This is a genomic window from Glutamicibacter halophytocola (assembly GCF_001302565.1).
GTDB classification, from domain to species: Bacteria; Actinomycetota; Actinomycetes; order Actinomycetales; family Micrococcaceae; genus Glutamicibacter; species Glutamicibacter halophytocola.
This window is the reverse complement of the sequence record NZ_CP012750.1, coordinates 226,073-237,302: the sequence shown is the minus strand read 5'-3', so window position 1 is coordinate 237,302 and position 11,230 is coordinate 226,073. Positions and strand designations below refer to the sequence as shown.

Here is an 11,230-nt window from a genome sequence, read left to right as displayed (position 1 = left end):
GACGGAGCACGGGTTAGCCCAGCGTTGGATCCGGGACAAAATTCTGCTGCAACAACCTGCTCCAGCGGTTCGCGGGAAGATGCGGATTCAGCAGAGCCACGCCGATGCAGTACTTGGACATTGATACTTCGCGAATGCCCAGCTCTGCCAGTGCCCGGTCTGAGGCTCCTCGACCATCAGCGGACTTCGTCTCGACAACAATGAGATCCGGCCCGTTGATCTGCTTATTGGCGTTGGCGTATTCCAATTCGACATCGCAGGTCAGGCGTTCAGAATCGATCGGGTTCACGAAGGTGGCCCGCGTGTAGGCGCTGTCTAGCACCGGATGCAGTTCGGGGACTTGTTGGCCGTATTCGCTGTGCAGCACCGAGCCCAGGAACTGCAGGTTATCCACGGTCAGTTTTCCAGCCTCGTGCATCTCCTGCTGGATCCGGTGTTTCACGGTGGCCCCGCGCAATCCCTTGGTCTTGATTTCAAACATCGACAATCCGGTATCGGCATAGGTTCGTGAACGAACTTTGTAGCGTCTGCGCCGGCCCTGGCGGTGAGCCCGATACTGCTCGAAGTCCTCGGTATCGAAGTAAACGGATTCATACCGGAAAGTTCGCAGGCCATCGATCTGCATGATCTTGAATTTCTCGCCCAGTCGTTCCGATAATGCGGTGAACTGCTGGGGCGTGAGCACGAATTTCTTGTCAACACGCGTCTGCAGGGCAGCTTCGGAAACGACTTCCTGCAAGCTGATTGGTTCGCGATGCGCCACAGCTTCTTCCAGCGCAGTGCGGGCGCCAGCCGAGATAGCACTTCGAGTGCGGCTATCCAGCGCGGTCATCGGGACCACGTATCCTGCTTGGTTCCGTTCTGCGAAGAAGAATTCCCTGCTGTGCTTTGTCCATTGGCCAGTTCGAATGTTCCCGCGTGGGCGAAGCTGCTATCCGATTTGGCAGCTGAAGCGGCATTTGTGCGGAACCGAACATCTACTATGGTCAGATCGCGAACCATGTCCAGCTCGACCACCACGGTGCGCAGAACCTTGGCATCTAGCAGTTCTTCGAGCGCAGCTTGAAGTTCAGGCTTTTTCGGGTAGGCCTTTTCCAAGGTGACCGTCTGGCGTTCGGTACGTGGGGCGAAACTTGGGTGATCGGCGAGGAACATGACGAGCACCAGAGCCGCGGTGGCCGAAGGGGCCAACCACGCTGGATCTGGGTGCAGTCCGTTGACCAGTCCGATGGCCAGCGATATGAAGTAGTAGGCAACTTCTTCCTGGGTCAGCGTGTCTGACCGAAGGCGAATGATGGAAAGGATGCCGAAGAGTCCGAGCCCCAGCCCCATTCCTGCCCCGCTGCCGGAAAGAAGCAGGGTCACCGCGAAGATGCCCATGCTCAATGCGATGTACGCAAGCACCAAATCGCGGCGGAAGTGGCGACGGAAGTATACGAAGTACACCAGCACGGTAATGCCGATGATGTTTGAGGCCAGGCCTGTCCAGAAAGACAACATTCTTATCCCTTTCAATGATGTGAAGCGATGATCCCTTCTAAGTGAACTTTAGGTGAGCAGAATGAAGACAAATGTAGAACAGGATGAGAAAGTCCTCATATTACTGAATGCTTCATGACCTGAAGTTATAAGATTCCAGCTGTTGAAATACGATGATTCGCCGGTCACGCTGCTTGTAGACAATGCCCGATTATGACAAACGGCGACTCGTCCCGTAATGGGACGAGCCGCCGTTTGGCGATACTGCGGTTGCTTACTTGCCAGCTTCGATTTCAGCCTTGGCCGAAGCATCCGAATCGTTCAGGAATTTGCCGATTCGATCAACTTCTTCAGCTTCGCCGATGGCTGCGGCCGCACGACCCAGCGCGTAGAGCGAGCGGAGGAAGCCGCGGTTAGGCTCGTGGCTCCAAGGAACGGGTCCCTGCCCGCGCCATCCGGCCTTGCGCAACGAGTCGAGGCCGCGGTGGTAGCCCACGCGCGCGAACGCGTAGGACTCCACGGTGCGGCCTTCGCCATGTGCTTCGTCGGCCAGCAGCGCCCACACCAGGGAAGAAGATGGGAAATTAGCGGCCAAATCAACTGGCTCATCGCCAGCTTCGAGGCGCGCCAAGACCTCAGACTCTTCTGGGAGTAGCGTTTCTGGAATGCCCAGCAGGTTCTCTCCTGCCATCTTTACTTCAGCGACTTTCCGGCCGAGCCCAGCTGCTGCGCAGCTTCTACGATGCGAGCTGCCATGGACTCTTCGGCCTTGGCACCCCAAACGCGTGGGTCATAGGTCTTCTTGTTGCCAACTTCGCCGTCGATCTTCAGCACGCCGTCGTAGTTGCTCAGCATGTGGCCGGCTACCGGACGGGTGAATGCGTACTGGGTATCGGTATCGATGTTCATCTTGATGACACCGTAGGCAACAGCGTCAGCGATTTCCTGCTCGGAGGAGCCCGAACCACCGTGGAATACGAGGTCGAATGGGTTTTCCTTGCCGATCTTGGCGCCAACCTGAGCCTGGATGTCCTTCAGGATCTCCGGACGCAGCTTCACGTTGCCTGGCTTGTAAACGCCGTGGACGTTGCCGAAGGTCAGCGCGGTGATGTAGCGGCCCTTTTCGCCAGCACCCAGGGCATCGATGGTTGCCAGTGCATCCTCAACGGTGGAGTACAGCTTGTCGTTGATGGCGTTTTCCACGCCGTCTTCTTCGCCGCCCACTGCGCCGATTTCAACTTCGAGGATCTGCTTGGCAGCTGCGGTGCGTGGAAGCAGCTCTGCAGCGATGCGCAGGTTTTCTTCGAGGGTTTCAGCCGAACCATCCCACATGTGGGAGTTGAAGAATGGGTCGCGGCCGGCCGCAACTTCTGCTTCCGATGCAGCCAGCAGTGGCAGCACGAAGCTGTCCAGCTTGTCTGCTGGGCAGTGGTCGGTGTGCAGTGCGATGTTGACGCCGTAGTTCTTGGCTACTTCGCGGGCGAAGGCCGCGAAGCCCAACGAGCCTGCGACCATGTCCTTGATGGAGGCGCCGGACCAATAGGCGGCACCGCCAGTGGAGACCTGGATAATGCCGTCAGACTCGGCTTCGGCGAAGCCACGGATTGCGGCGTTCAGGGTCTGCGAGCTGGTCACGTTCACTGCTGGGAAGGCGTAGCCGCCTGCCTTGGCAGCATCAATCATGGCATTGTACTTATCGGGGGTTGCGATAGGCATGCTTCACTCCTGGTGATTAGCGAGGTTTCGCGTCTCCATTGACGGCGGTTCGCCATCCATCCTATCGTCTAGGTCACTATCTCTACCTAAAATCTCATATCGTGACACGGTAAAGAACCGCGTATCTGCAAAGACAGCGGCCGCCGGGAACGAGTGGAACACTCGCCCCCGGCGGCCGCCGTCTAGACAGTTGTTGGCTATTCACCAATGAATGCTGACAAACTTGCACCTTCGCTCGGATCAATCGAGACCTCAAGGCTCAAGGAATTCGATACTGAAGGTTCCGACGTCGTGGCTGGCGAACTGCTCGTAGCACCTGTACGGCTTGTCGGGCTGCCAGAAGTCTGTTCAGACGAAGATTCCTCGACTGCCTTGAACGAACTCTTATCAGGTTCAGCCGATCCCTCAGGCGTCACCGTCGTCGATGATTCCCGCGATGGAGAAACAGAGGTTGTCGGGGAATCCGATGTCGGGGGAACCGATGACTCGTCTGGCGACTTGGTGCCTGTTGGCTGTTCTGTCGTCGGAGCGGTAGAGGACGGCGGCCCGCTAGTCGTCGGGGCCTCGGTCTCGCTCTTGGACGGCGAGGTGGATTCGCTCGGGCTCTTCGAACCCGTAGGGCTCTTGCTCTCTTCATCGCTCTGGCTTGGCGTCGGCTTGGCCGACTTGGTCGGCGTAGGGCGCGGCTTCGGAGAAGGAACATATGGAGTGTCGTTCTCCGGAACTACGATGTCCGGATCTGGAGCATGATTGGATTGGCCAGAATTCTGCGAACCGTTTCCTTTCGGCGCGCTGTTCGCGTTGACGGTCAGCCGCTGGGAATCGATCATTGCATTGCGCTGGCCCGGGATCAGAGGCAGGTAGTTGCGAGGGTCATGCCAGCGCCCATCGATGATGACTTCAAAGTGCACGTGGCAGCCGGTGGAGTTGCCCGTGGTTCCGGCGAGCGCGATCAATTCGCCCTGCTTCACGCTCTGGCCAACCTTGGCGATCAGTTTTGAGTTATGGCTGTAACCGGTTTGGACGTTGAACCCATGGTCAATGGTCACGCGCATGCCGGAGTGCCCAGCCCATGCCGAGACCGAGACGGTGCCGTCTTCGGCAGCGTAAACCGGCGAACCGCAAGAAATTGGGTAGTCCTGGCCGATATGGATCTGGTTGCCCGGGCCGGTGGGGTTCGCGCGCCAACCGTAAGGGCTGGAAATGCGGCGGGTCGTCACCGGGTGCATCAGCTGCAAGTCCCCGGGAAGCTTGCCAAGTTCGCCAACGGTTCCGGCCAGCAACGCGGTGGAATCTTCGCTGGCGCTGCTCGATTCAGATGTCTCGGCGGCGCCCTCAATCATGCCAACTGGACGCCCATCAATAGCCAGTTCCTTGCCGGAAGCTCCAAAGGCATTCAGTGGGGCATCGCCACTGACAAAAACGGGACCATCGCCGACCGAGTAGTCAGCGATAGCTTCCATCGATACCGGAACGTCGCCCTGACGCGAATCAGCGGGCTGCGCCACGAGGGGAATAGCCAACGCTCCCGTCAGCGCGAAGGCAGCAACTATAGAGGTCGTCCAGATGACCACAGGTTTTTTGCGTCGGGGTAATCCAGGCAGCAATAGATCATGGTTCACTTGATGACGACGATTCACAGCCACTCACTCCCAGATCACATTTTCATAACCGATTAACAGCGTATGCGCAAAAATGTAACTAATCCAGATGCTCGACTAAAACTCTTCAGTAATAATTCCTGCGTTAGCTGACCCGCTGCCCAAATACGTGCCTGCGGATCCATGCGTGCATGGCAATTCCAGCAGCAGAGGCGGCATTGATTGAACGCGTTGAGCCGAATTGCTCAATTGACAAGGTGTCCTTGGCAGCAGCGTGAACTTCCGGGCTCAACCCCGGCCCCTCTTGGCCAAAGACCAAGACGCAATTCTTGGGAATATCGTAGGTTTCCAGCGGCACGGAATCCGGGAAAATGTCGATTCCCAATATCGTGAGCCCCTCGGATTCGGCCCAGATAACAAAATCCTCGACGGTTGGATGATGACGCACATGTTGGTAACGATCTGTCACCATCGCACCCCTTCGATTCCAACGGCGACGGCCAATAATGTGCACTTCCTTGGCCAGGAACGCGTTGGCGCTGCGCACTACCGTGCCGATATTCATGTCATGCTGCCAATTTTCAATGGCGATATGGAAGTCATGGCGGCGCTCGTCTAGATCCGCAATGATGGCATCCATTTTCCAGTAACGATATTTGTCAGCGACATTGCGCCGGTCGCCAAGTTCCAGCAACTCAGGATCATACTTTTCATCTAATGGGAGCTCCCCTTCCCAGGGGCCCACTCCAATGACATGCTGCTCGCTGGGGTCATTGACCGGGTCATGCAATTCTTGATTCACGCTATTAAGCGTAGTTCTTTCTGATCGTGCCCTTGTTCACGGCGCAATTCCCCAAGGCTGTGTAGTCTTTTTATTAGCAGGGGAATCTTTCAACGCAGATAGCTCCCACCACAATTTCATCAGGGAGGACTTCACCTCGTGACGACTACCAACCGCGCCGCACGCACCGTCCATGACATCAAGTGCTGGCTCACTGATATGGACGGCGTTCTTGTCCACGAAAATCAGGCCGTTAAGGGTGCCGCAGAGTTGATGGGGTACTGGCGTGAGAACAATCTGCGTTTCCTGGTCTTGACCAATAACTCCATCTTCACCCCTCGCGACCTTCGCGCCCGCCTGCTCGCTTCGGGCCTGGACGTTCCAGAGGAGAACATCTGGACCTCGGCCATGGCCACGGCAGAGTTCTTGGCCCGCCAGCGCCCGGGTGGCCGCACCTTTGTGATCGGTGAAGCGGGTTTGACCACGGCATTGCACGATGCAGGGTTCATCATGACCGACCAGAACCCGGACTACGTGGTGCTGGGCGAGACCCGCACCTACTCTTTCGAAGCCATCACCAAGGCAATCCGGCTCATTGAAGGTGGCGCCAAGTTCATCGCCACCAACCCGGACGCCACCGGCCCATCGGCCGAAGGGCTCTTGCCCGCAACGGGCGCCATCGCCGCATTGATCTCTCGAGCAACCAATCGCGAACCATACGTGGTGGGCAAGCCGAATCCAATGATGTTCCGTTCCGCGTTGAACCGCATCGATGCGCATTCGGAAACCACGGCAATGATTGGCGACCGCATGGACACCGACATTGTTGCTGGCATGGAAGCTGGCCTGCTGACCGCTTTGGTCTTCACCGGCATCACCGCCCGCGAAGATATGGACACCTTCCCGTTCCGCCCGGACCTGCAGTACCCCTCTGTAGCGAACCTGCATGCAGAATTGGCCAAGGGCGCACAACCAACTGAAACTCCTGCAACGAAGAAGTAGTTCTCGATGCACGCTGAAGGCCGGGCTTTGCCCGGCCTTCAGCGTTTTCCGGGACATCAGCGAATCTGAGCCCCGAGACGTATCCTGAAGCAGTGAGTAAGCCAGTACCGAATGAAGTCCCCGGTGCCCGCAAGCGCGGACGCCCCAAGGGAAGTACCACCGGATCAACAAAGTCCAAGATCCTCAAAGCCGCATCCAAGGAATTCGCCCATGCCGGCTTCGAGGGGGCGAGCCTGCGTTCCGTGGCCCGCCGCGCCTCAGTGGATCCAGCTTTGGTGCACCACTATTTCAAGGACAAGGGCGAGCTCTTCATCCAGACCATGCACCTCCCGGTCAACCCGGCAGCCATCATTGGGCAGGCGGTAACCGCACCGCTGGAAGAATTGGGCTACTCGCTGACCAGTGCCCTGATCAGCACTTGGCGAAAACCAGCATTTCGGCCACCTGCGATAGCCATGGTTCGAGGGCTGATTTCCAGCAACAACGCCGCAAAAATTTTAAAGCCGTTCATTCAGAAAGAGATTTTCTCCCGTGTGGGCGCCCGCCTGCCGCAGGAAACTGCAGAAGCGCGTGTTGCCCTGGTGGCCAGCCAGTTCATCGGCCTGATTATCGCCCGGTATGTTGTTGCCCTGGAGCCCTTGGCCTCCATGGATGATGATGAGCTCATCGAACTCGTAGCGCCAACAATTCAGCGTTACCTCACCGGGGATCTTCCTATCCAAAAGCATTGACTTGTCCGCCAAACGGGTCTCTAATTCATTATGTGATGAATAAATCGGCTTGTATCGACGTGCAAGAGCTCAACGTCAAGAGGGGCAAGAATCTGGTCCTGGACCAGCTGAGCTTCCAGCTTGAAGCGGGCAAGATCATCGGGCTGCTCGGTCCCAGCGGAAGCGGCAAGAGCACGCTGCTGCGCAGCATCGTTGGCAACCAGATCATCACCAGCGGCACCGTCACCGTCCACGGCCTGCCCTCAGGCAGCAAGGCCTTGCGGCACAAAGTCGGCTATATGACCCAGGCAGCCAGTGTCTATGACGATCTGACGGTAACGCAGAACGTCGCCTATTTCGCCAAAATTCTTGGGCTCCCCGATGAAGAGGTGAACCGTGTCATCCAAGGCACTGACCTCTCCGAGCAGGCTTCCAGCCTGGTCATTGACCTCTCGGGTGGCCAACGCAATCGCGTCTCACTGGCCATCGCGCTGCTGGGCAGCCCTGAAATTGTCATCCTTGACGAGCCCACGGTCGGGCTTGACCCGGTGCTGCGCGCAGATTTGTGGGGCCTATTCGCACGGCTGGCCGCCACCGGCTTATGCTTGGTGGTTTCCAGCCACGTTATGGATGAGGCCATGCGTTGCGATCAAATCCTGCTGCTCCGAGAAGGAAAAATACTCGCACAACTGACACCGTACGAACTCATGGAACGCACCGGCGCCACCGATCCGGAGACCGCGTTTTTGAAACTCATTGATACGGGCGCTTCGAATTCGCATGACAATGCCACCCCTGCCCCTGATTCGGCACCTCGGCACCGTGCCAGCGCAGATGGGAGCAAATAATGCGCAGAACATTAGCCACCACCGGCAGGGTGCTGAATCAAGTCCGCCACGACCCGCGAACCATTGCCCTGATGCTCGTGGTCCCCAGCCTCCTGATCGGATTGATCGCTTGGATTTTCACCGATACACCTGCTTTTCAGCGTATCGGCCCATCCATGATTGCCCTGTTTCCCTTTGTCGTGATGTTCCTTGTCACTAGCATCGCCACTCTGCGAGAACGGCGCAGCGGCACGCTTGAACGGCTTCTGAGCATGCCGCTAGCCAAGGGGGAATTCATCTTTGGCTACGCGGTGGCTTTCACCATGATCGCCATCGTCCAAACCATTATTGCCTCGAGCTTTGCCGTCTGGGTTTGCGGCCTGGAAATCTCAGGCAGTTTCTGGTTGATGTTCGCCGTGGCCGCGCTGGATGCCCTGCTGGGAATCAGCCTTGGACTCATGGCCAGCGCCTTCGCCCGCACGGAATTCCAGGTCGTGCAATTCATGCCGGCCTTGGTCATCCCCCAATTCTTGCTGGCGGGAATCATCCTTCCCCGAGAACAGCTTCCAGGAGTCCTTGAATCCATCGGCGATTGGCTGCCACTGTCCCATGCCATCGACGCCCTTTCTGACGTCGCAGCAGGGACCACGGATTCGGACACTGCTTTCAGCATGCTGGTGATCGTTGCGTGGATCGTCGTGGCGCTGCTTGTCGGATCGCTGACCCTGCGCCGGCGCACCGCGTAGCTGCTAGCTAACAACCACCCTTGTATCCATCACCCGGCCTTCACCGACTTCGCGGATATCCCCGACAATCTTGAACGCTTCCTGCTGGCCCAGATCCTCGCTATTGGAGCCAATAGCCGCAGTGAACTTTCCAGGCTCCACGATCCGGCGTCCGGCAAGCCCGGTAAACGAGGTCCGATCCGCATGCACAGTGAAGGCCACTCGTTTCGACTCCCCCGCTTCTAGCTTGATCTTCGCAAAGCCTGCCAGCCAGCGCCGTGGGCGAACTACCTGCGAGATCTCATCGGAGAGATACAGCTGAATGGCTTCGGCCCCCTGGCGCTCCCCGGTATTGGTCACGGTCGCGCTGACTTCCACCGTCCCTGCCGTCGGGATTTCCGTGGCTGATAACTGAAGCGCTGAGATTTCGAAACTCGTGTAGGACAGTCCGTAGCCGAAGGGATAGAGCGGGCGCGGATCAAGGTTCGATACCCCATCTGAATGCCATCCCAATTTAGGCGCCAGGTAGGTTCCGGGCTGCCCGCCGACATGGTCAGGGATCTGCACCGGCAATTTGCCCGAAGGATTCACTTCACCGGTGAGCACACCCGCCAACGCTGGTCCGCCTTCCACCCCTGGCATGAAGCACTGGACAATGCCCGCCGCCCGATCAGCGAATTGCCCCAGCGAATACGGGCGGCCGGTGACCAATACCAGGACGGTGGGCGTACCGGTTTCCAGCACGGCCTCAACAAGTTCAGCTTGCCGCCCGGGCAGTTTCAGATCCACCACGTCGCACCCTTCACCGGACGTTCCGCGGCCAAAGAGGCCTGCCAAATCACCCACGGTCACTACCGCCACTTCAGCATTCCGAGCTGTTTCAACGGCCTGTTCAATACCCGCATCATCAAGGTCCGTGAAGTCCACGCCACGGGCATATTCGATCTGGCTTCCGGCGAGCGCCGGAGACTCGCGCAGCGCCTGGAGAATGGAAACCATCTCCACGCCGTGGTCTTCTTGTTCGGCGAAGCGCGAGTACACGTGGTTGGTAAAGGAATAACAGCCCAGGTGGGTGCGTGGCTGGGTGGCGCTAGGGCCGATCACCGCGAGGCGGGCCGGGTTCGTTAATGGCAGGATCTGCTCATTGCGCAGCAGGATGATGGACTCTTCTGCCATGGCACGGGCCAGCGCCCGGTTCTGCCCAGAATCCAATTCCACGTCTGTGCCCAGCCAGGCCTGCTCAGGGCTGTAGCCAGGATCCAGCAGTCCGGCCTCGATCTTCTGGGTGAGCACGCGGCGTACCGCAGTGTCCAGGATCGTTTCGTCCAAGCCGCCGTCGCGCACCGCCTCCGCAAGGCGAGCGAAGGCGATCGTTTCGGGCAGTTCCACATCCATGCCGGCGCTCAGGGCCAGCAGTCCTGCAGCATCTTCGCTGTCGGCAATTTCATGCATGCTGTGCAGGAAGCTCACGGCCCAGTAGTCGGCCACCACGGTGCCGGTGAATCCCCAGCGTTCACGCAGTACGCCGGTGAGCAGCCGGCGGCTGGCCGCTGGCGCTTCGCCGTCGATATCCGCGTAGGAGTTCATCACCGACTGGACCTTGGCTTCGCGCACTGCTCGTTCAAATGGCGGGAATACGATGTCTTCCAAAGCGCGCTGGCCGATGGCTACCGGTGCGTGATTGCGTCCGGCCTGCGAAGCGGCGTAGCCGGCGAAATGCTTCAGGGTGGCATTGACGCCAGAACCCTGCAGCCCCTTCACATAAGCGACAGCGAGTTCTCCTACCAGGTGCGGATCTTCTCCAATGGTTTCTTCCACGCGTCCCCAGCGGTAGTCGCGCACAACATCCAATACCGGGGACAGGCCCTGGTGCACGCCCATCTTTTTCATATCCGCCCCGATATGCGCTGCCATGGACTGGACCAGTTCCGGGTTGAAGGTTGCTCCCCAGGCAATGGATGCCGGGTAGCAGGTGGCACCCAAGGCGGTGAAGCCGGTCAGGCACTCTTCATGGGCGATGGCTGGAATTCCGAAGCGGTTCGAGGCAATAACTTGCTCTTGCAGTTCGGCGAGCCGGGCGCGGCCCTGGCCCGGGTCCAGCGGAACGGTGCCAAAGGCCCGGGTAATGTGGCCTAGTCCGTTCTTGATGGCTGTCTCGAAGCTCGGGCCGCCGCCGAAAGTATCGGCCATCGGCGCCACATTGCTCTCGCCGTCGTGTTGTTCCTCCTCCGGACGGATCCAGTAGGAGCCCAGCTGCCCCGCTTTTTCTTCGAGCGTCATCTGCGCTAGAAGCGCGGCAACGCGCTGATCTGTTGGAAGGTTGGCATTGCGCCAGGTCTGCTCGGCAGTTTTCATGAAAATCCTATTCTCAAAAGAAGATCGGGTGCGC

The 11,230-nt window shown here is 58.5% G+C and carries 11 protein-coding genes; 4 read left to right on the top strand and 7 right to left on the bottom strand.

Annotated features, from left to right (window positions below; all coding sequences use genetic code 11):
• Window positions 1-13 precede the first annotated feature (13 nt).
• The 6 genes from AOZ07_RS01140 to AOZ07_RS01115 all read right to left on the bottom strand — a co-directional run bounded on the left by AOZ07_RS01140 (window position 14) and on the right by AOZ07_RS01115 (window position 5,598).
• On the bottom strand, window positions 14-832 hold the full coding sequence (locus tag AOZ07_RS01140) for a polyphosphate polymerase domain-containing protein (RefSeq protein WP_060700321.1): 819 nt from the start codon (window positions 830-832) through the stop codon (window positions 14-16).
• Window positions 829-1,500, bottom strand: a complete 672-nt coding sequence (locus tag AOZ07_RS01135) for a DUF4956 domain-containing protein (RefSeq protein WP_060700320.1) — start codon at window positions 1,498-1,500, stop codon at window positions 829-831. The genes AOZ07_RS01140 and AOZ07_RS01135 overlap by 4 nt, the downstream gene beginning before the upstream one ends.
• A gap of 253 nt (window positions 1,501-1,753) precedes the next feature.
• On the bottom strand, window positions 1,754-2,170 hold the full coding sequence (locus tag AOZ07_RS01130) for a DUF3151 domain-containing protein (RefSeq protein WP_060700319.1): 417 nt from the start codon (window positions 2,168-2,170) through the stop codon (window positions 1,754-1,756).
• 2 nt (window positions 2,171-2,172) lie between these two features.
• Window positions 2,173-3,195 carry a class II fructose-bisphosphate aldolase gene (fbaA, locus tag AOZ07_RS01125; protein WP_060700318.1) on the bottom strand — a complete coding sequence of 341 codons (1,023 nt, stop codon included), beginning with the start codon at window positions 3,193-3,195 and terminating at the stop codon, window positions 2,173-2,175.
• A gap of 197 nt (window positions 3,196-3,392) precedes the next feature.
• On the bottom strand, window positions 3,393-4,703 hold the full coding sequence (locus AOZ07_RS01120) for a M23 family metallopeptidase (RefSeq protein WP_194943723.1): 1,311 nt from the start codon (window positions 4,701-4,703) through the stop codon (window positions 3,393-3,395).
• Window positions 4,704-4,941: 238 nt separating this feature from the next.
• Window positions 4,942-5,598 carry a TrmH family RNA methyltransferase gene (locus AOZ07_RS01115; protein WP_060700316.1) on the bottom strand — a complete coding sequence of 219 codons (657 nt, stop codon included), beginning with the start codon at window positions 5,596-5,598 and terminating at the stop codon, window positions 4,942-4,944.
• Between the two features lie 138 nt (window positions 5,599-5,736).
• On the opposite strand from AOZ07_RS01115, the gene AOZ07_RS01110 reads away from it, so the two are divergent.
• The 4 genes from AOZ07_RS01110 to AOZ07_RS01095 all read left to right on the top strand — a co-directional run bounded on the left by AOZ07_RS01110 (window position 5,737) and on the right by AOZ07_RS01095 (window position 8,862).
• A complete protein-coding gene (locus AOZ07_RS01110) occupies window positions 5,737-6,579 on the top strand; it encodes an HAD-IIA family hydrolase (RefSeq protein WP_060700315.1) in 843 nt (280 codons plus the stop codon).
• Window positions 6,580-6,671: 92 nt separating this feature from the next.
• Window positions 6,672-7,310, top strand: coding sequence for a TetR/AcrR family transcriptional regulator (locus tag AOZ07_RS01105; protein WP_060700314.1), 639 nt, complete (start codon window positions 6,672-6,674; stop codon window positions 7,308-7,310).
• Between the two features lie 35 nt (window positions 7,311-7,345).
• On the top strand, window positions 7,346-8,137 hold the full coding sequence (locus AOZ07_RS01100) for an ABC transporter ATP-binding protein (RefSeq protein ID WP_060700313.1): 792 nt from the start codon (window positions 7,346-7,348) through the stop codon (window positions 8,135-8,137).
• The gene (locus tag AOZ07_RS01095; RefSeq protein WP_060700312.1) at window positions 8,137-8,862 is read left to right on the top strand and encodes an ABC transporter permease; all 726 of its coding nucleotides are present in this window, start codon (window positions 8,137-8,139) and stop codon (window positions 8,860-8,862) included. The genes AOZ07_RS01100 and AOZ07_RS01095 overlap by 1 nt, the downstream gene beginning before the upstream one ends.
• A 3-nt stretch (window positions 8,863-8,865) precedes the next feature.
• Here AOZ07_RS01095 and AOZ07_RS01090 read toward each other — a convergent pair whose 3' ends face one another.
• Window positions 8,866-11,196 carry a glycoside hydrolase family 3 N-terminal domain-containing protein gene (locus tag AOZ07_RS01090; RefSeq protein WP_060700311.1) on the bottom strand — a complete coding sequence of 777 codons (2,331 nt, stop codon included), beginning with the start codon at window positions 11,194-11,196 and terminating at the stop codon, window positions 8,866-8,868.
• Window positions 11,197-11,230 lie beyond the last annotated feature (34 nt).

Bases quoted from the DNA above. Each gene is read 5' to 3' on its own strand.
- AOZ07_RS01140 (WP_060700321.1), bottom strand. From the start codon at position 832: ATGACCGCGCTGGATAGCCGCACTCGAAGTGCTATCTCGGCTGGCGCC.
- AOZ07_RS01135 (WP_060700320.1), bottom strand. From the start codon at position 1,500: ATGTTGTCTTTCTGGACAGGCCTGGCCTCAAACATCATCGGCATTACC.
- AOZ07_RS01130 (WP_060700319.1), bottom strand. From the start codon at position 2,170: ATGGCAGGAGAGAACCTGCTGGGCATTCCAGAAACGCTACTCCCAGAA.
- fbaA (WP_060700318.1), bottom strand. From the start codon at position 3,195: ATGCCTATCGCAACCCCCGATAAGTACAATGCCATGATTGATGCTGCC.
- AOZ07_RS01100 (WP_060700313.1), top strand. From the start codon at position 7,346: ATGAATAAATCGGCTTGTATCGACGTGCAAGAGCTCAACGTCAAGAGG.
- AOZ07_RS01095 (WP_060700312.1), top strand. From the start codon at position 8,137: ATGCGCAGAACATTAGCCACCACCGGCAGGGTGCTGAATCAAGTCCGC.
- AOZ07_RS01090 (WP_060700311.1), bottom strand. From the start codon at position 11,196: ATGAAAACTGCCGAGCAGACCTGGCGCAATGCCAACCTTCCAACAGAT.